General features: G+C 67.4%; 18 protein-coding genes. 10 read left to right on the top strand and 8 right to left on the bottom strand.

What is annotated here, in order from left to right:
• Nucleotides 1-48: 48 nt before the first annotated feature.
• The gene (locus AC1DS6_RS09550; RefSeq protein WP_441637337.1) at nucleotides 49-819 is read right to left on the bottom strand and encodes a septal ring lytic transglycosylase RlpA family protein; all 771 of its coding nucleotides are present in this window, start codon (nucleotides 817-819) and stop codon (nucleotides 49-51) included.
• 314 nt (nucleotides 820-1,133) lie between these two features.
• On the opposite strand from AC1DS6_RS09550, the gene AC1DS6_RS09545 reads away from it, so the two are divergent.
• The 3 genes from AC1DS6_RS09545 to AC1DS6_RS09535 all read left to right on the top strand — a co-directional run bounded on the left by AC1DS6_RS09545 (nucleotide 1,134) and on the right by AC1DS6_RS09535 (nucleotide 2,883).
• The gene (locus AC1DS6_RS09545) at nucleotides 1,134-1,784 is read left to right on the top strand and encodes an MBL fold metallo-hydrolase (protein WP_441637335.1); all 651 of its coding nucleotides are present in this window, start codon (nucleotides 1,134-1,136) and stop codon (nucleotides 1,782-1,784) included.
• 45 nt (nucleotides 1,785-1,829) lie between these two features.
• On the top strand, nucleotides 1,830-2,477 hold the full coding sequence (locus tag AC1DS6_RS09540) for a 3'-5' exonuclease family protein (RefSeq protein ID WP_441637333.1): 648 nt from the start codon (nucleotides 1,830-1,832) through the stop codon (nucleotides 2,475-2,477).
• A gap of 178 nt (nucleotides 2,478-2,655) precedes the next feature.
• Nucleotides 2,656-2,883, top strand: a complete 228-nt coding sequence (locus tag AC1DS6_RS09535; protein ID WP_035873207.1) for a hypothetical protein — start codon at nucleotides 2,656-2,658, stop codon at nucleotides 2,881-2,883.
• A gap of 115 nt (nucleotides 2,884-2,998) precedes the next feature.
• Here AC1DS6_RS09535 and arsC read toward each other — a convergent pair whose 3' ends face one another.
• Both arsC and AC1DS6_RS09525 read right to left on the bottom strand, forming a co-directional pair.
• Nucleotides 2,999-3,358, bottom strand: a complete 360-nt coding sequence (gene arsC, locus AC1DS6_RS09530) for an arsenate reductase (glutaredoxin) (protein ID WP_035873204.1) — start codon at nucleotides 3,356-3,358, stop codon at nucleotides 2,999-3,001.
• 150 nt (nucleotides 3,359-3,508) lie between these two features.
• Nucleotides 3,509-4,414: a LysR family transcriptional regulator gene (locus AC1DS6_RS09525; protein WP_477102470.1), complete on the bottom strand. Its 906-nt coding sequence runs from the start codon at nucleotides 4,412-4,414 to the stop codon at nucleotides 3,509-3,511.
• Nucleotides 4,415-4,613: 199 nt separating this feature from the next.
• Here AC1DS6_RS09525 and AC1DS6_RS09520 point away from each other — a divergent pair, with 199 nt between their 5' ends.
• A complete protein-coding gene (locus AC1DS6_RS09520; RefSeq protein WP_441637250.1) occupies nucleotides 4,614-5,249 on the top strand; it encodes a GNAT family N-acetyltransferase in 636 nt (211 codons plus the stop codon).
• A 48-nt stretch (nucleotides 5,250-5,297) separates the two neighbouring features.
• Here AC1DS6_RS09520 and AC1DS6_RS09515 read toward each other — a convergent pair whose 3' ends face one another.
• The 5 genes from AC1DS6_RS09515 to AC1DS6_RS09495 all read right to left on the bottom strand — a co-directional run bounded on the left by AC1DS6_RS09515 (nucleotide 5,298) and on the right by AC1DS6_RS09495 (nucleotide 9,901).
• Complete coding sequence (locus AC1DS6_RS09515) at nucleotides 5,298-5,978, bottom strand: FMN-dependent NADH-azoreductase (RefSeq protein WP_441637252.1); 681 nt, start codon at nucleotides 5,976-5,978, stop codon at nucleotides 5,298-5,300.
• Nucleotides 5,979-6,006: 28 nt separating this feature from the next.
• The gene (locus tag AC1DS6_RS09510; protein WP_441637254.1) at nucleotides 6,007-6,474 is read right to left on the bottom strand and encodes a GNAT family N-acetyltransferase; all 468 of its coding nucleotides are present in this window, start codon (nucleotides 6,472-6,474) and stop codon (nucleotides 6,007-6,009) included.
• Nucleotides 6,471-6,950 (bottom strand): carboxymuconolactone decarboxylase family protein, encoded by a 480-nt coding sequence (locus AC1DS6_RS09505; RefSeq protein ID WP_441637256.1) that lies wholly within the window; start codon nucleotides 6,948-6,950, stop codon nucleotides 6,471-6,473. The genes AC1DS6_RS09510 and AC1DS6_RS09505 overlap by 4 nt, the downstream gene beginning before the upstream one ends.
• A gap of 349 nt (nucleotides 6,951-7,299) precedes the next feature.
• Nucleotides 7,300-8,568 (bottom strand): M20/M25/M40 family metallo-hydrolase, encoded by a 1,269-nt coding sequence (locus tag AC1DS6_RS09500; RefSeq protein WP_441637258.1) that lies wholly within the window; start codon nucleotides 8,566-8,568, stop codon nucleotides 7,300-7,302.
• Nucleotides 8,569-8,635: 67 nt separating this feature from the next.
• A complete protein-coding gene (locus AC1DS6_RS09495; RefSeq protein WP_441637260.1) occupies nucleotides 8,636-9,901 on the bottom strand; it encodes an allantoate amidohydrolase in 1,266 nt (421 codons plus the stop codon).
• A gap of 475 nt (nucleotides 9,902-10,376) precedes the next feature.
• Here AC1DS6_RS09495 and AC1DS6_RS09490 point away from each other — a divergent pair, with 475 nt between their 5' ends.
• From AC1DS6_RS09490 to AC1DS6_RS09465, 6 genes are all read left to right on the top strand, one after another.
• Nucleotides 10,377-11,738: a C4-dicarboxylate transporter DctA gene (locus AC1DS6_RS09490; protein ID WP_441637264.1), complete on the top strand. Its 1,362-nt coding sequence runs from the start codon at nucleotides 10,377-10,379 to the stop codon at nucleotides 11,736-11,738.
• Between the two features lie 43 nt (nucleotides 11,739-11,781).
• Nucleotides 11,782-12,471: a GntR family transcriptional regulator gene (locus AC1DS6_RS09485; protein ID WP_477102469.1), complete on the top strand. Its 690-nt coding sequence runs from the start codon at nucleotides 11,782-11,784 to the stop codon at nucleotides 12,469-12,471.
• 528 nt (nucleotides 12,472-12,999) lie between these two features.
• A complete protein-coding gene (locus tag AC1DS6_RS09480) occupies nucleotides 13,000-13,821 on the top strand; it encodes an SDR family oxidoreductase (protein ID WP_441637284.1) in 822 nt (273 codons plus the stop codon).
• A 92-nt stretch (nucleotides 13,822-13,913) separates the two neighbouring features.
• Complete coding sequence (locus AC1DS6_RS09475; protein WP_045239312.1) at nucleotides 13,914-14,690, top strand: enoyl-CoA hydratase-related protein; 777 nt, start codon at nucleotides 13,914-13,916, stop codon at nucleotides 14,688-14,690.
• Between the two features lie 85 nt (nucleotides 14,691-14,775).
• Complete coding sequence (locus AC1DS6_RS09470; protein ID WP_441637282.1) at nucleotides 14,776-16,455, top strand: long-chain-fatty-acid--CoA ligase; 1,680 nt, start codon at nucleotides 14,776-14,778, stop codon at nucleotides 16,453-16,455.
• Nucleotides 16,452-17,267, top strand: a complete 816-nt coding sequence (locus tag AC1DS6_RS09465; protein ID WP_441637280.1) for a crotonase/enoyl-CoA hydratase family protein — start codon at nucleotides 16,452-16,454, stop codon at nucleotides 17,265-17,267. Before AC1DS6_RS09470 ends, AC1DS6_RS09465 begins: the two co-directional genes overlap by 4 nt.
• Nucleotides 17,268-17,273 lie beyond the last annotated feature (6 nt).

Raw genomic sequence — 17,273 nt, 5'->3', positions numbered from 1 at the left:
GCCGACGGCGTCGCGGACCTGGCATGCCTGCATGGTCCGCATCCCGGCTCAGCGGCTCTTGCGCCGGGCCGCCGGCTTGCGCGTCTTGCGGGCCGCGCGCACGGGACTGGCCGGGTTGTCGGCCAGTTCGGAGTCGGTCGTGGCATCGTCGCCACTATCGCCCGCATCGTCGCCGCTCGGCGCGATCTGCGGCCCCAGCGCCGCTACCTCGGAGCGCGACAGGCGCCGGATCTCCACCTGGGTGGAGCCGTGATCGGTAAAACCGAGGCGCTTGGCCGCGCCAAAAGAGACGTCGAGCACGCGGTTGCTGTGATACGGCCCGCGATCGTTGATGCGGACCACCGCCACCTTGCCATTGCGCAGGTTGCGCACCAGCACCCAGCTATCGAGCGGCAGCGAGGGATGCGCGGCAGTCATCGCCCGCATATCGAAGCGCTCGCCATTGGCCGTCTTGCGGCCATGGAAACCCTTGCCATACCAGGACGCCATGCCGCGCTGCTCATAGGAGCCCAGGTCGGGCCGCAGGCCCTCGAACGATCCCACGCCATCCCCCTGCGCGTCGCCGCCCCAGCGATACAGGCCCCAGCCATTGCTGCTGTCCTTCGGGGCTTTGTCCGAGGCGCCGTTTTTCTCGCCCTTGGCAACTTTGGCAGGCTTGGCCGGCTTGGCAGTCCCCGGCGTGGCGGCGGTGGGCACGCCCTCCTGCGTTTGATCGCCCGGTGGGATCGCACAAGCGGCAAGCGCCAGCGCGCACGTGGCATGCACGCACAGGCGGACGATCCGCGCGGGGCGGGAAAGGGGGAGTTGTAACCAACGCATCGCGGGAGTCTAGCATCACGCAGTTACACCTATGGCCTTGATTTTGTTACGAATTGTCTGTAACGCGCGGCACAAACCGTACCCGATTCGGCGCTTGCCAGGCGCCAGGCCAGTCCTGACAAGGCTTTCGCGGTGTGCTTCGCGCATTGCTTCATGCCCTTCCGACGCTGTCGGGCGCGGCACCTTTTTACAGGCCCGACGCTACAATGCGACCACTGTTCCGATCGCGAGCCATCCTTCGCCCTCGATTTTTGTGGTGCATGCGGCGCTCGTATCCGGCCCTGGCTCCCTGTCTCCCCTCCAACTTTCGCTCCATGCAAGTCCTACTGATTCCCGTGACGCCCTTCCAGCAGAACTGCACGCTGCTGATCGACGAGACCACTGGCCGCGCCGCGGTGACCGATCCCGGCGGCGACCTTGACCGCATCCATGCCGCGGTCAAGGAACACGGCGTGACGCTGGAGAAGATCTTCCTCACGCACGGGCACGTGGACCACTGCGCCGGGGCGGCATCGCTGGCGCGCGAGCTTGGGATCCCGATCGAAGGGCCGCACGAGGACGAGCGCTTCTGGATCGAGCAATTGCCGGAGCAGACGCGCCGTTTTGGCTTTAGCCACGCCGAGATCTTCGAGCCGCAGCGCTGGCTGGACACGGGCGACACCGTGCAGTTCGGCAGCGAGACGCTGGAGGTCTACCATTGCCCCGGCCACACGCCCGGCCACGTGGTGTTTTTCTCGCGCGCGCACCGGCTCGCCATCGTGGGCGACGTACTGTTCGCGGGCTCGATCGGCCGTACCGACTTCCCGCGCGGCAACCACGCCGACCTGATCCGCTCGATCCGCACCCATTTGTGGCCGCTGGGCGGCGACGTAACCTTCGTGCCCGGCCACGGGCCTGTCTCCACGTTTGCCGAGGAGCGCAAGAACAATCCCTATGTGGCGGACCACCTGATCGACGTCGGCTGAGCCCCCGCACGCCGCGCTTTCCGAATCCCTATTCCAAGGCATGCCATGGCCAAGCGACAGGCACCCGACACCCGCCCCGAAATCTATGTGAGCACCGACGTGGAAGCCGACGGCCCGATCCCCGGCCCGCACTCCATGTTGTCCTTCGCCTCCGCCGCGATGCTGGCGGACAAGACCGTGGTGAGCACCTTCTCGGCCAACCTGGAGACGCTGCCGGGCGCCGCCGGGCATCCGGCGCAGATGCAGTGGTGGCAAACCCAGCCGGAAGCCTGGGCAGCCTGCCGGCAGAACCCGGAGCCGCCCGAGCGGGCCATGGTGCGCTACGTGGAATGGGTGGAGAGCCTGCCCGGCAAGCCAGTCTTCGTGGCCTTCCCGGCCGGCTTCGATTTCACCTGGATGTTCTGGTACATGATGCGTTTCGCCGGCCGCTCGCCGTTTGGCTGGGCGGCGCTTGACATCAAGACGATGGCATTCGCCATGACCGGGCTGCCCTACCGCAAGACCGTCAAGCCGGCGCTGCCGGCCGAATGGAAAGATCCGCTGCCGCACACCCATGTGGCGCTGGACGATGCGCTGGAGCAGGGTGCGCTGTTTTGCAACATGCTTACCGAATTGAAGGCCCGGGAGGCCAGGCTCGCCGCTGCACAGGCCGTGCCCGCAAGCGACGGCCCGCCCGCTCCCCCCGCGGCCTGAACCGGCTCACGCGCGGATTCCCGGCGCCGGCATGCGCCGGCCTCGCATCCTGTGGCGCGCCAGCTATAGTTAAGACGTATATGGCATCCGAACTGGCATTCGAACCCACCCGATCTCAGGGCGGCCGCGTCGCCAAGCCATATACGGCCTCGCGTGCCACGCCCAGGAGGTGTCGCCCATGCGTTTCCACCCCGACCTGCACCTCAGGCAGTTGGCCGGCCGGTTGCACTGGCCGCACGGGACGCCCTCGACGCGCGAATCCACGCGCCCGCACTCCCTCGAAGACGACGCCGAAGTCGCCAAGGCCATTGTTTACGTCAGCGCGCTGACCCTGGTGATCCTGCTGGTGGTCCTCGCGGCAATCGCTTTCGGTCAGGAGGCCATGCACTGGCTGGGTGTTCCTTAGACGACCCGCCTGAAGCAGTACAGCCTCCCTGACCGGGCCGGCCCCCACCTTGCGTGGGGGCCGGTTTTATTCAGGGGCCGCGGTTTGCCGGGCCCGCGGCCGGGACAAGCCTGGCTCAGGCCAGCAAGGGCGCCACATTCTCGGGCGGACGGCCAATCGCGGCGCGGCGGTTGCGCACCACCACCGGGCGCTGCAGCAGGATGGGATGGTCGGCCACCGCGCCCAGCACCTCGGCATCGGTCAGGCCCGGATCGGCCAGCCCCAGCTCTTTGTAGGGCGCCTCGTTGTCGCGCACCATCTCCCTCACCGGCACGCCCAGCATGGTGTGAAGCTGCTTGAGGGTGGACAGCGTGGGTGGCGTCTTCAGGTACTCCACGATCTCCACGGGCTCGCCCAGCCGGGTTGCGGCGGCCTCGACCAGCGCCAGGGTTTCGCGCGATTTCGAGCAACGGGGGTTGTGATAGATGGTGATCATGACGGTACTCCTGGTTCGGTGTCGGGGCGGCCCGGCGCGCGCTGGCATTGCGATGGCCGGCCGAGCGAGCCCGCGCGCCTGGGGCTGAAACCCGCACTATACAAGCGGCGCCGCGCGCCCGCATGCCCCGCTGCGGCGGGGCATGTCCGTTCAGTCCGCGCCGTGCTTTTCCGGCGCCAGCCGCAGCAAGGCCGCCACCGTGGCGCGCAGTCCGGCACGCAGCGGCTTGTCGTGGCGCAGCACCAGCGCCAGCGTGCGCGCCAGCGGCGGCGCAAGCGGGCGCACGGCGATGCGGGCGCGCGGCTGGCCGGGCGGCAAGGCCATGCCGGGCAGCACCGAGTAACCCAGCCCGGCGCCGACCAGTTCCTTGATCGCTTCGACGCTGTCCAGCTCCATGACAGGGCGCGCGCTGATGCCGGCGCGCAGGAACCACTCATCCACCAGCCGGCGCGTATTGCCACCCGGCGAGAACAGCACCAGCGGCCGGCCGGCAAGATCGGCGGGCGCCACGGTGGCGGGCAACGGATCGCCGTCGGCCGGCCCGATGGCAACGAACGGGTCTTCCAGCACGGGCGTGATGTCGAACATCCGGCCCGAGGCCGGCAGCGTAACGAAGGCCAGGTCAAGCGCGTTGTCTTCCACCGCCTTGAGCGCCTCGCCGGTGTTTTCCGTGCTGACCACGATCTCCAGCGCCGGCATGGCGCGGCGCAGGTCGCGCAAGACTGCCGGCAGCAGGTAGATGCAGGCGGTGGCGCCAGTGCCCAGCCGCACCCGCCCTACCGCTCCGCCGGCATGGCGCGCCATGCTGTCGTCGGCGGCGGCCAGCGCGCCCGCCACGCCGCGCGCGTGCGCCAGCAGGTCCTCGCCGGCGGCGGTGGGCAGCACATGGCGTCCCACCCTTTCCAGCAGGCGCAGGCCGTAACGCTGTTCGAGCTGGCGGACCTGCAGGCTGACCGCCGGCTGGCTCAGGCCCAGGCGCTCGGCGGCTGCCGAAAAGCTGCCCAGTTCGCAAACCAGGGCAAAGGCCTGCAGAAAGTCTGGATTGAGATGCCGCATGGCAAAGAAATTCTTATGCGCCGCATAAGTCAGCGAAGCTTCCTTTATAGCATCGGCGCACGGTAAGGTAGCGGCGTCGGGCCGCTCTGGTTGGCTCCGATAAACACCGATAACGCGGCTTCCCTCCACGTTCGGCCATCAACCCGGATCCGATCTGCCTTCCGGCTCACCTGCCCAGACCGCGCGCCGCGCCAGCACCATGAAAGCCCCTCTCGCCACACTCAGCGCTGCTTCCGCCACGCCGTTGGCCGTGGCCAACGCCACCGCTGCCGTCCAGGCCTGCGCCAGCCCTTCGATCCGCGACGCCACCGCCGCGGACATCCCCGCCATCCAGGCGATCTATGCCCACCATGTGCGCCACGGACGCGCTTCGTTCGAGGAAGTCGAGCCGGGCGTGGACGATATGCGGCTGCGCCACGCGGAGGTGAAACGCCAGGGGCTGCCCTACCTGGTGGCCGAGCGCGGCGGCGAAGTGCTGGGCTATGCCTATGCTTCCGCCTACCGGACACGCAGCGCCTACCGTTTCGCCATCGAGGATTCGGTCTACATCGACGAGCGCTTCCGTGGCCAGGGCCTGGGGCTGGCGTTGCTTGCCGCGCTGGTATCGCGCTGCGAAAGCGGCCCGTGGCGGCAGATGGTGGCAGTGGTGGCCTGCACCGCCAGCGGCGAGGGCGCGGGCTCGCTGGCATTGCACGAGCGGGTGGGTTTCCGCACCATCGGCCGGCTGCAGTCGGTTGGCTTCAAGCATGGCCAGTGGATCGATACGGTGCTGATGCAGCGCTCGCTGGGCGATGGCGATGAGACGCTGCCGGTGGAGCGCGCGGCCAGACGGTAGGCACGGCACCGGCTATGCGCCGGAGGATACTCGGGCCGCAGACGCGGCTCAGCCGGTTCGGGGCGCTCGCCGATCGCTGCCGTCCGGACGGGCCGCTCCGCCACCGGCGCCATTCAGCTGCTGCGCGAGGTGTCCGGCCCACGCATCGACGCGCGCCATGCCGCGTGCGACGTGTTCGCCGCCGCGTCGCATCTGGTCCAGCCGCAGCGCTTCGAAACGGGTCAGGCCGATGCAGGCCAGCACGTACTGCAGGTAAGGCGTGAGGAAATCGCGCTGGGCCGCGGGGCCTTCATCGAGCGGCCCGCCACAGGTAATGAGCAGCCATACCGGCCGGTCGGCGAGCAGCCCGGCCTTGCCAGCCGGCGTGCTACGAAACGTGCGGTTGATCCGCACCACATGATCGATCCACGCCTTGAGCGCGGATGGCACGGTGAAGTTGTGCATCGGCGTGGAGATCAACACGAACTCGGCGGCCTCCAGTTCCGCGATCAGCGTCTCCGAGTGCGCGAGCGCCGCAAGCTCGGCGGCGCCGCGGTCCTCCGCCGGCATCAGGCTGGCCTCGACGAGCGCCGCCGGCGGATGCGGCGGCGGTTCGCTGCCAAGGTCGCGCTCGCTTACCGTCAGCGCGGGATGGCACTGCCTGATTTGCGCCAGCACCCGCGAGGCGGCCTGCCGGCTCAGCGAGGACTCGCCGCGTGCGCTGGCGCTGATATGCAGGAGCTTGGTCATGGTTCTCCGGTCACCGGGATTGGCCGTGTCAGGCAAGCGCGATATTGAAGCGCAACGCGGAGGCCAGCAGGCCGTTGCGGTAATAGAAGCGGTGACCGAGCACATTGGTCAGCGGCGTATCCAGCACCAGCTTGGCGCAGCCCAGCGCGCGCGCCTCGTCCTTGAGCCGGTTCATCAGCAGGTGGCCGTACCCGCCGCTGCGCGCGGACTCGTCGGTGACGAGGTCGTCCACGTAGAAATGCACGCCGTGCACGAGGTTGTCCTGCAAGCGGAAGCCGGCCAAGGCCACCGGCCGCCCGCCCTGCCACAGCGCTAGCAGGCGATAGCCTGCCGCCACCTGGCGGCGCCAGCGTGCCACAAATTCTTCGGGCGACGCAAGGTGCGGGCGGAGTTGATGCATCAGCGGGAAACACGCCAGCACCCCGGCTTCATTGTCCACGTAGCGGATCGGCTCGCGATCGCCAGCCTGCGTGGCGTCTTGCGCGGGGGCGTTCATGCGGCGCTCCGGGGCTGCGCCGGTGCCGGCGGCGAGAAGCGCAAGCCCACCGCGATCCGGTTCCAGGCGTTGATGTTGGCGATGGCCGCGCTCAGGTGAGCGAGTTCGCCCGCGGGGAATTGCCCGGCCACCTGGACGTAGACAGCGTCGGAAGCACTTTCCGCGCTCAGCTTCGTCAACGCTTCCGTCCAGGCCAGCGCGGCCTGCTCGCGGGCGCTGAAGATCCCGGCATCGCGCCATGCCGCCACCAGGTCCAGCTTGCGCTGGTCAGCGCCCAGCCCCCGCGCCGCATTGAGGTGGAATTGCACGCAGAACGCACAGCCGTTGATCTGCGAGGCGCGCAGCTTGATGAGTTCGGTCAGGGACTTGTCCAGGCCGGCGTCGTCCACGGCCTTGGACAAGGCGCGCAGGGCGGCGGCTACGGCAGGGGCGGTGTTGGTGAAATCGGTGTACTCCATGCGGGCGTGGGTCGGCATGCGCATCTCTCCTTGGGACGTTGCGAGGATTCAATGTATATCAGAGCACGAACATAATATAAGAGCACTGATATCAAGCGCAAGTGGTCGGCACGGCGGGTGATGCGGAGGTTTTGCTGGGGAATGCGGAGGCGTTACCGGCTCAAGCGGATGGCAGGAGCGGAGGGAGAAGAAAGTCGCGGCCGATCTTCTGAATTAGCAATGCCGCTAATGAATTTAAAATTGATTGTACAGGGCAAAGTTATTCTTCTTGAGAATAATTTGCCTGCAAAGGGTTGCGGGGATGCGGCATGGCAAGCGCCTGCCCGCATCCCCGACCCCTCCCGCGGGCGGGAGGGGAAGCCAGCCATCAGCCAATCAGGTCCGACAGCGCCAGCGCCACCACCTTGGTGGCACGGTTCAGGTCGTTCAGCCGCAGGTTCTCATCCGAGTTGTGGCCGCGCGCTTCCATCAGCGTGCGCGGGCCGGCGCCGTACAGCACGGTGGGGATACCGTACTTGGTGTAGTGGCGCGCATCGGTGTAAAGCGGCACGCCCTGCACCGGGATCTCCACGCCGAACACTTCCTCGGCACGGCCCTTGAGGGCGCCGATCAGTTTCTCCACGCCCGGCAGTTCCGACAGCGGCTCGGCCAGGATGATGCGCTCGACCTTGACCTCGATGCCCGGACGGTCCCTGGCGGCCTTCTCGACCACGGCGCGGAGTTCGCCTTCGGCGTCAAAGCCGATTTCCTCGGGGATCATGCGGCGGTCGACGCGGAAGGTCACCAGGTCGGGCACCACGTTGGTGTTGATGCCGCCCTTGATCAGGCCGACGTTCAGCGTGGCGGTGTCGATACCCAGCGTCTTCGACTTGCGCGTGGCGAGTTCGGCGCGCAGGCCATAGATGGCTTGCAGGATGTGGGTGGCAGCCTCGATGGCGTCCACGCCGGTGTGCGGCATTGCAGCGTGGCCCTGCTTGCCCTTCACCGTGACTTCCACGTGCAGGCAGCCGTTGTGGGCCGAGGTGATGCCGTAGGAGAAGCCCGCCGAGATGGCGTAGTCGGGCTTGCTCAGGCCCTGGTCGAGCAGGAACTTGGGACCGATGTCGCCGCCGGTTTCCTCGTCGTAGGTGAACTGCAGTTCCAGCGTGCCGTTGAGCTTGGCGCCTTGCTTCTCGGCTTCCATCAGCGCCAGCACGGCGTAGGTGTAAGTGGCGAAGTCCGACTTGGACACGGCCACGCCACGGCCGTACATGACCGGGCCGTGCTCGCTGTCGGCGATCTCGCCGCCGTACGGGTCTTTGGTCCAGCCCAGGCCGGGGGGCACCACGTCGCCGTGCGCGTTCATGGCGATGGTGGGACCGCCCTTGCCGAAGGTCTTGCGCACCAGCAGGTTGGTGGCGCTGATCATGCCGGCGGCCTTGACCAGTTCGTCAGGCACCTTGTGCGCTTCCACCTTGAAGCCCAGGCCTTCGAGCAGCACCTTGGCGCGCTTGCCGTGCGCATCGCAGTCGCCCGGCGGGTTGTCGGACGGCACCTTGACCAGTTCGGCCAGGAAGGCTTCCTGCGCGGGGCGCTGGGCGTCGATGAAGTTGGTGAGCGTGGTCTGCAGCGGGTTCACGTTGTCTCGTGCGGTCATGTTTTATCTCTGAATCAAAATCTGAAGGTTTCTCAGGATCGGGGACGCTGGCGCCTGGCCGCGCCGCTTATTGCTGCCGTGCGGAAGACTTGTCGAAATGCTCGACAAAATCGCTGAACACGGCGGCAGCACTGGCGGCGTCTTCAGCAGTCATGATCTCGGTGGGGTGGTGGCTGATGCCGCCGTTGCCGCAGCGCACAAACAGCATCGCCACGTCGGCGATGGCGGCGATGGCCATGGCGTCATGCCCGGCGCCCGAGGGCAGGTGCCGCACCGGCAGTCCCTGGCGGGCAATGGCATCCGCCCATTGCGTCTGCAGCCAGGGCGCGCACGGCACGCTCACGGCTTCATGGGTCTTGCGGACCGTCACACGCACATTGCGGCGGGCGCACACGCGTTCGATCTCCGCCAGCACGTCGTTGACGGCAGCCTGGCGCACGGCGTCTTCGCCGGCGCGGATGTCGATGGAGATCACCGCGCGGCCTGGCACCACATTGGCGGCGCCGTTGGGCACGTTGAACTGGCCGATGGTGCCCACCAGGCCCGGCAGGCCACCGCAGCGGCGCTCGATATACAGGCCGATCTCCGCGCCGGCCATGGCCGCATCGCGGCGCATGTCCATCGGCACGGTGCCGGCGTGGCCGGCCAGCCCTTCGAATTCGACGATGAAACGGGTGGCGCCGGAGATCGCGGTCACCACGCCCAGCGGCAACCCTTCATTAAGCAGTACCGGGCCTTGCTCGATATGGACTTCCACGAAGGCCAGCACCTGCTCGCGCCGATGCGCGGCGGCAGGCAGGCCGGCAGGGTCGAAACCGGCCGCGCGCATCACTTCGCGCATGGTCTTGCCGGAGTCGTCCACATTGTCGAGCACGTTGGTGTCGAAGGTGCCGGCGATGGCGCGGCTGCCCAGCAGCGTGGCCTTGAAGCGCACGCCCTCCTCCTCGGCAAAGCCAACCACTTCGATGGCGAACGGAAAACGCTTGCCCTGGCGGTTCCACTCGGCCACGCAGGCGACCGGCAGGATCACGCCGAGGTTGCCGTCGTAGCGGCCGCCGTCGCGCACGGTGTCGAAGTGCGAACCGGTAAGCAGCGCCGGTGCGCCGGGCGCCGTGCCTTCATAGCGGCCGATCACGTTGCCGGCGGCATCGCGGCGCACCGTCATGCCGGCTTCGCGCATCCACTCGGCCAGCTGCGCGGCGGCGCCGTGGTGGGCCTCGGTGAGATAAGTGCGGGTGAGCATGCCGGGCTGCTCGGTATGGACGGCCAGGGTATCTGCCCAGGCCATGATGCGCGCCGCGGTTTCGGTAGCGGGCGTGAGGGTTGCTGCCATGCGTGTCTCCTGCTGGAAGTGCGCGAATGCGATGGCGCCGGATCATGCAAGCGCCGCGCCAGCGGTGCCTTGGTTGCCGGGCCGGCGTCGCCGGACCGTCCCGGTGCGCCTTGACTCTCGTCCGAGAGCTCTATTCTGTGCGATTCATGGTAGCACAGTGAATTCAAAAATTGCATACAAAAATGATATGCACTATATTGGCTTCCACGTTCCGACAATTCGCTGCGGACAATCCGATCCGGACAGCGAGTTGCGTGGATTCCGCTCCAACAGGAGGGCCAATCCACGAAGCGCCGCAGCCCTCACCCGGCCACGCGCCCGGCACGTCAGACCGGCCGTCCCGCCACGCGGGCAACCGGCAATTCCTGCAGCAATGACAGGACGCGCCAGCCAAAGTCTAGGACGCGTCCGCATGGAGACAACGATGCACCCAGCAGTCCAGCCGCGGTCCGCTTCCGCCCGCCCGCAGTCCGCTATTACCCGTTTCACCCGCTCCCTGTTTGGCCAGGTGCTGATCGCCCTGGTGCTGGGCACTGCACTCGGCCTGTTCTTCCCCGAGTTCGCCGCCAAGCTCAAGCCGCTTGGCGACGCCTTTATCAAGCTGATCAAGATGCTGATCGGGCCAATCGTCTTCTGCGTGGTGGTGGCCGGCATCTGCGGCGCCGGCGAACTGAAGAAGGTGGGCCGGGTCGGCATCAAGGCGGTGCTGTATTTCGAGGTGGTCACCACCATCGCGCTGGCGCTGGGCATCGCGCTGGCTTATATCTTCCATCCCGGCACCGGTATGAACGTGAACCCGGCCTCGCTCGACGCATCGGCGATGTCGGCCTACGTGGACTCCGCCGAAAAGGTCAAGAGCGCCGGCATGGTGGACTTCCTGCTCAAGCTGATTCCGAGCACGGTGATGGGCGCGTTCGCCAGCGGCGACGTGCTGCAGGTGCTGCTGGTGTCGATCCTGTTCGGCTGCGCGCTGTCGCTGGTGGGCGAGCGCGGCCGGCCGCTGGTGTCGATGATCGACACCTTCTCGCACACCTTGTTCAAGATGATGGGCTTCATCATCAAGCTGGCGCCGCTGGGCGTGCTGGGCGCGGTGGCCTTTACCGTGGGCAAGTATGGCATCGGCTCGCTCAAGCAACTCGGCTACCTGGTAGTGGTGTTCTACGGCGCGGTGATGTTGTTCGTGCTGGTGGTGCTGGGCACGGTGATGCGCCTGTGCGGCTTCTCGGTGATCAAGCTGATCCGCTACCTGCGCGCCGAACTGCTGGTGGTGCTGGGCACCGCGTCGTCGGACAGCGTGCTGCCGCAGATCATGAAGAAGCTCGAATTCATGGGCATCAAGAAATCGGTGGTGGGGCTGGTGATCCCCACCGGATACTCCTTTAACCTCGACGCCTTCTCCATCTACCTGACGCTGGCCGCGGTCTTCATCGCCCAGGCCACCAATACGCCGCTGGCGCTGGGCGACCTGCTGGGCATTCTGGCGGTGGCGCTGGTCACGTCCAAGGGCGCGCACGGCATTCCCGGCTCGGCCATCGTGATCCTGGCGGCCACGCTGTCGGCGCACCCGGCGATTCCCGCCATCGGCCTGGTGCTGGTGTTGTCGGTGGACTGGTTCATCGGCATCGCCCGCGCCGTGGGCAACCTGATCGGCAACTGCGTGGCGACCGTGGTGGTAGCCGCCTGGGAGAAGGACATCGACCGGGCTCGCGCCCACGACGTGCTCAACGGCAAGATCGACGCCACCGACCTCGACGCGGGCCTTGCGCCGGCGCCGCACGAAGGCGCCCTGGCCACCCCCGGGGCATCCCCGCTGCCCGGCGCGGCCGCGGGGCGCTAGAATCTCGGCATTCCTCACTGAGACGCAGCGCAAGTGCGCAACCATGCCCGAGCATATCGATCCTGCCATGACCGCCGAAGCGATCGCCGAAGACATTGTCGCGGCCATCGTTTCGCACCGCCTGCCGCCCGGCACCAAGCTGCGCGAGGAGGCCCTGGCGAGCGTCTACCGCGTCAGCCGCACCAAGGTGCGCGCCGCGCTGCTGATGCTGTCCAAGGACAAGCTCATCCAGATCGTGCCGGACAAAGGCGCCTTCGTGGCCAAGCCCAGCGCCGAGGAGGCGCGCGAAGTGTTCGCGGTGCGCCGCATCCTGGAGGCCGCGCTGGCGCGTGAATTCGTGGCGCGCGCCAGCGCGGCCGACTATAAGCGCATCGACCGGCACCTCGCCGCCGAGAAAAAGGCGCTGGGCGGCGTCGATGCCCAGTTGCGCACCCGCCTGCTGAGCGATTTCCACATCATGCTGGCGGAAGTGGTTGGCAATGGCGTACTGACCGGCATGCTGCAGGAACTGTCGATGCGCAGTGCCGTGATCACCATGCTCTACCAGTCCCGCCGCGATGCCGCCTGCTCTTCCGATGAACATCGCGAGTTTATCGAGGCGGCTCGCGCCGGCGACACCGAACGCGCCGTGACGCTGATGGTGGAGCACCTGGGCCACGTCGAGGCAGCACTGCATTTCGACCAGGTGCCGGCCGCCCACGGCAAGGACCTGGTGACGGCGCTGCTGGCCTGAGGCCATCCCGAGGCCATCGTTTGCCGCGCCCGTGGCAAGCGCTTGACCTGGGTCAAGGCGGGCACCGCGCCTTTGCACCATCATGGACCCCGTCATGAAGATGCGGGGGCGCGCTTCATGACATATGGCCCGTCCCTTGCGACGGCAGCCCGCACGCCGGCCTGGGTGCGGGCTTTTTCTTTTGCGCGGCGCTTTTCCGCGCGCCTGCCCGCCTGCCGCCCCCGCCCTGCTCCCACCCACCTTGTTGCGTGCCACGCGCGCCTTCATTGCCACATCCGTACGTGATCGAATCGCGGCATCGGAGTAGGATGTCGGAGGCCCAAGTCAGAGGCCGCTTAAAAGACAGGAAGACAGGAGACAGACATGACCCGTTCCATGCCGCTTTCCGCAGTCCCGGCCCGGCCGCTCCACGCCGCCGGGCGCACTTCGCCCTCGTCCGGCCCGCGCGGCCGCGACTGACCTTCCAGCCCGACTCGCTTGCCGGGCCATCCGCTTTCATCATCCAACCCAACCCAGGGAGGGAAACCCATGTCCAACGCGTTCCGAGACGACGTCCTGGCCGGCAAGGTCGTGTTTATCGCCGGCGCCTCGTCCGGCATCAACCTGGGCATCGCCCAGCACTTCGCGAAAGCCGGCGCGCGGCTGGCGCTGGTCAGCCGCGACCCCGAGCGCATCGCGGCGGCGGCGGCCACCATCAACGATGCCGGCGGCAGCGCGCTCGGCATGGCGGCCGATGTGCGCGACTACGCCGCGGTGGAAGCGGCGCTGGCACGCGCGCGCGATGAACTCGGGCCGATCGATATCGTGATTTCGGGCGCGGCCGGCAACTTTGTCGCGCCGGCGCTGGGCATGTCGGCCAACGGCTTCAAGACCGTGGTGGATATCGACCTGATCGGCACCTTCAATGTCTTCCGCGCCTGCTTTGCCTTCCTCAACGCCCCCGGCGCTTCGCTGATCGCCATCACCGCGCCGCAGGCGGTCAACGCCATGATGTTCCAGGCCCATGTGTGCGCCGCCAAGGCCGGCATCAATATGCTGGTGAAATGCCTGGCGATGGAATGGGGCCCGGCGGGCGTGCGCGTCAACGGCATCTCGCCCGGCCCCATCGCCGGGACCGAAGGCATGGCGCGGCTCGCGCCCACGCCGGAGATGGAGGCGCGCTTCAAGGCGCGCCTGGCGCTGCGCGACTACGGCGACAAGAGCGATATCGCCAACACCGCGCTGTTCCTGTCCACCGACAACGCGCGCTATATCACGGGCACCATCGTGGACTGCGACGGCGGCAGCAAGCTGGGCGACGCTTCGGCCGATGCGCTGCAACCGCCCAAGGCGCCCGGCAAGGCTGCCTGAACCCGCGCGCCGGTCCGCAGCGGCACCGGCGCATTAGCGCATTAGCGCATCAAGACACCTGCATCAAGACACATCAATCAAGGAGACAACCAATGACATCGCCCGTGCTCTATCACGCCGCCGAAGGCGTGGCCACCATCACCCTGAACCGCCCCGACGTGCTCAACGCGCTCAATGCGGAGCTGATGGCAGAGCTGCGCGCCGCGGTCGAGCGTGCCGCGCAGGACGAAGCTGTACGCGCGGTCGTGCTCACCGCCAATGGCCGTGGCTTTTGCGCAGGCGCGGATCTCGCCGGGCGCCAGGCCGAACTCAAGGACTCCGGCACGCTGCTGCGCGAGCGCTATCACCCGATCATCCTGGCGCTGCGCAATATGCCCAAGCCTGTCATCACCTCGGTCAACGGCGTGGCGGCCGGCGCCGGCATGAGCCTGGCGCTGGCCGGCGACGTGGTACTGGCCGGCCGCTCCGCGTCGTTCCTGCAGGCGTTCTCGAAGATCGGCCTGGTGCCCGATGCGGGAAGCACCTACTTCCTGCCGCGCTACGCGGGCGAGATGCGCGCGCGCGCGCTGGCCATCCTGGCCGAGAAGATCGACGCCGAGGAAGCCCACCGCATCGGCCTGGTGTGGAAGGTGCATGAAGACGAAGCCCTGCCCGCCGAGACCGCGAAGCTGGCGGCCCACCTCGCGCAGATGCCTACCTTTGCCTATGGCCTGATCAAGGAAGCACTTAACGCCAGCCTGGAGAGCGACCTGCCCACGCAGCTCGAACGCGAAGCCACGATGCAATCGCGCGCGTCGAAGAGCGAGGACTTCAAGGAGGGCGTGGCGGCGTTCCTGGAGAAGCGCAAGCCGGCATTCAAGGGGCGCTGAAACTCTCGCACGCCGGACGGTGATGCCACCGCCGTTATGTTGACTACGCATCGCACCACAATGCCGAAACCAGGAGACGCGCATCATGCTAGGCCTCATGCAAGACCGTCCGTTGCTGATTTCTTCCCTGATCGAGTACGCCGCGCTGTACCACCCGCTGCAGGAGATCGTGTCGCGCACGATCGAGGGCGGCACGGTGCGCACCGACTATGCCGAGGTACACAACCGCGCCAGGCGCATCGCCAGCTCGCTCGCCGGACTCGGCGTCGCACAGGGCGATCGCGTCGGCACGTTGGCGTGGAATACGCACCGTCACCTGGAGCTGTACTTTGGGGTATCCGGCGCGGGCGTGGTGCTGCATACCGTCAACCCGCGCCTGTTCCCCGAGCAGATCGACTACATCATCAACCACGCTGAAGACCGCGTGCTCTTCTTCGATCCGTGCTTCGCGCCGCTGGTGATGCAGCTTGCGCCGCGCCTGACGTCGGTCACGCACTACGTGGCGATGACCGACCGCGCCGGCACCGACGCGCTCGGCCTTGCCGGCAGACTGCCGAGCCTGCTGTGCTATGAAGACCTGATCGACGCCGGCAACGAGAATTACGCATGGCCGCAGTTCGACGAGCGCACCGCGTCGTCCCTTTGCTATACCTCGGGCACCACCGGCAACCCCAAGGGCGTGCTGTATTCGCACCGCTCCACCGTGCTGCACAGCCTCAAGGCCTGTGCTTCCGACACCTTCGGCGTAGGCGTGGACAGCGCCATCCTGCTGGTTGTGCCGCTGTTCCATGCCAACGCCTGGGGCATGCCCTACGCCTGTGCCATGACCGGGGCCAAGATGGTGCTGCCTGCCCAGCATCTGGACGGCGAAAGCGTCTACCGCATGCTGCGCGACGAGCGCGTGACCTTCTCCACCGCGGTGCCCACCGTGTGGCTGATGCTGTTCCAGTATCTCGACGCGCACCCGGAGATCGACCCGCGCTCGCTCGGGCTGAAGCTCGCCGGCGTGGGCGGCTCGGCCGCGCCCGCAGCGATGATCGAGCGCTTCGAGCAGCAGTTCGGCGCGCGCTTCATCCAGGGCTGGGGCATGACGGAAACCAGCCCGATCGGCGTGATCAGCACCCTGCTGCCCAAGCACCGGGAACTCGGCGCGCAGGAGCAGTTGAAGGTCAAGCTCAAGCAGGGCCGCGCGCTGTGGGGCGTGGACCTGCGCATCGAGGACGACCAGGGCAACGCACTGCCGCACGACGGCCACGCTTTCGGCCGGCTGAAGGTGCGCGGGCCGTGGATCGCCTCGGCCTACTTCAAGGCCGAAAATGACGCGCTCGATGCCGATGGCTGGTTCGACACCGGCGACGTTGCCAATATCGATGCCGACGGCTATGTGCAACTGGTGGACCGCGCCAAGGACGTGATCAAGTCCGGCGGCGAATGGATTTCTTCCATCGATCTGGAGAACGCCACCATGGGTCATCCCGCCGTGGCCGAGGCGGCGGTGGTTGGCGTGCCGCATCCCAAGTGGCAGGAGCGGCCGCTGCTGGTGGTGGTGCGCCGCCCCGGCACCGAAGTCAGTGCCGCCGAACTGCTCGATTTCCTCGCCGCCAGGGTAGCGAAGTGGTGGGTGCCCGACGATGTCGCCTTTGTCGATTCCCTGCCCCACACGGCCACCGGCAAGCTGCTCAAGGTGAAGCTGCGGGAGCAATTCAAAGACTATGTCCTGCCCACGGCGCAGGAACCCATTCAAGCAAGGAGTAACGCAACATGAGCACCAGCAGCGAACGCATCATCCTGACCATCGAAGACGGCGTGGCCGAGGTCAGGCTCAACCGCCCCGACAAGATGAACGCGCTCGATCCCGCCATGTTCGACGCGCTGATCGAAACCGGCCAGCGGCTCGCGCGCGAGCCCGGCCTGCGCGCGGTGGTGCTGTCCGGCGAAGGCCGTGCCTTTTGCGCGGGTCTCGATATGCAAAGCATGGCCGGACTGGGTGGCGGCAGCGACGCCGTCGCCGCCGGCCGTCTTGCGGCGCGCACCCATGGCATCTCCAACCGGCCGCAGTTCGCGTGCATGGTGTGGCGCGAATTGCCGGTACCCGTGATTGCCGCGGTCCACGGCGTCGCGTTCGGCGGCGGCCTGCAGGTGGCGCTCGGCGCTGACTTGCGTTACGTCGGCGCGGACACGCGCATGTCGGTGATGGAAATCAAGTGGGGCCTGGTGCCCGACATGGCCGGCATGCTGCTGATGCGCGGACTGGTACGCCCGGACCGCCTGCGCGAACTGATCTATAGCGGACGCATCGTCAACGCAGAAGAAGCCTGCGCGCTGGGCCTTGCCACGGCCGTGGTGGACGATCCGCGCGCGACGGCGCTGGCCACGGCGCGCGACATCGCCAACCGCAGCCCGGACGCGATCCGCGCCGCCAAGCGCCTGATGCAGGTGAGCGAAGACGGCGATGGCGCCGCCATCCTGCTGGCCGAATCGGTGGAACAGGACCGCCTCATCGGCGGCGCCAACCAGCGGGAGGCGGTGAGCGCCAATATGGAGAAGCGGGCGCCGGTGTTCAAGACCGCGCCGTAGTCGCCG

The sequence above is a fragment of the Cupriavidus sp. 05L310 genome, assembly GCF_056398185.1.
This window is presented reverse-complemented; position numbering and strand designations above follow the sequence as displayed.

Bases quoted from the DNA above. Each gene is read 5' to 3' on its own strand.
- AC1DS6_RS09550 (WP_441637337.1), bottom strand. From the start codon at position 819: ATGCGTTGGTTACAACTCCCCCTTTCCCGCCCCGCGCGGATCGTCCGC.
- AC1DS6_RS09545 (WP_441637335.1), top strand. From the start codon at position 1,134: ATGCAAGTCCTACTGATTCCCGTGACGCCCTTCCAGCAGAACTGCACG.
- AC1DS6_RS09540 (WP_441637333.1), top strand. From the start codon at position 1,830: ATGGCCAAGCGACAGGCACCCGACACCCGCCCCGAAATCTATGTGAGC.
- AC1DS6_RS09535 (WP_035873207.1), top strand. From the start codon at position 2,656: ATGCGTTTCCACCCCGACCTGCACCTCAGGCAGTTGGCCGGCCGGTTG.
- arsC (WP_035873204.1), bottom strand. From the start codon at position 3,358: ATGATCACCATCTATCACAACCCCCGTTGCTCGAAATCGCGCGAAACC.
- AC1DS6_RS09525 (WP_477102470.1), bottom strand. From the start codon at position 4,414: ATGCGGCATCTCAATCCAGACTTTCTGCAGGCCTTTGCCCTGGTTTGC.
- AC1DS6_RS09520 (WP_441637250.1), top strand. From the start codon at position 4,614: ATGAAAGCCCCTCTCGCCACACTCAGCGCTGCTTCCGCCACGCCGTTG.
- AC1DS6_RS09515 (WP_441637252.1), bottom strand. From the start codon at position 5,978: ATGACCAAGCTCCTGCATATCAGCGCCAGCGCACGCGGCGAGTCCTCG.
- AC1DS6_RS09510 (WP_441637254.1), bottom strand. From the start codon at position 6,474: ATGAACGCCCCCGCGCAAGACGCCACGCAGGCTGGCGATCGCGAGCCG.
- AC1DS6_RS09505 (WP_441637256.1), bottom strand. From the start codon at position 6,950: ATGCCGACCCACGCCCGCATGGAGTACACCGATTTCACCAACACCGCC.
- AC1DS6_RS09500 (WP_441637258.1), bottom strand. From the start codon at position 8,568: ATGACCGCACGAGACAACGTGAACCCGCTGCAGACCACGCTCACCAAC.
- AC1DS6_RS09495 (WP_441637260.1), bottom strand. From the start codon at position 9,901: ATGGCAGCAACCCTCACGCCCGCTACCGAAACCGCGGCGCGCATCATG.
- AC1DS6_RS09485 (WP_477102469.1), top strand. From the start codon at position 11,782: ATGCCCGAGCATATCGATCCTGCCATGACCGCCGAAGCGATCGCCGAA.
- AC1DS6_RS09480 (WP_441637284.1), top strand. From the start codon at position 13,000: ATGTCCAACGCGTTCCGAGACGACGTCCTGGCCGGCAAGGTCGTGTTT.
- AC1DS6_RS09475 (WP_045239312.1), top strand. From the start codon at position 13,914: ATGACATCGCCCGTGCTCTATCACGCCGCCGAAGGCGTGGCCACCATC.
- AC1DS6_RS09470 (WP_441637282.1), top strand. From the start codon at position 14,776: ATGCTAGGCCTCATGCAAGACCGTCCGTTGCTGATTTCTTCCCTGATC.
- AC1DS6_RS09465 (WP_441637280.1), top strand. From the start codon at position 16,452: ATGAGCACCAGCAGCGAACGCATCATCCTGACCATCGAAGACGGCGTG.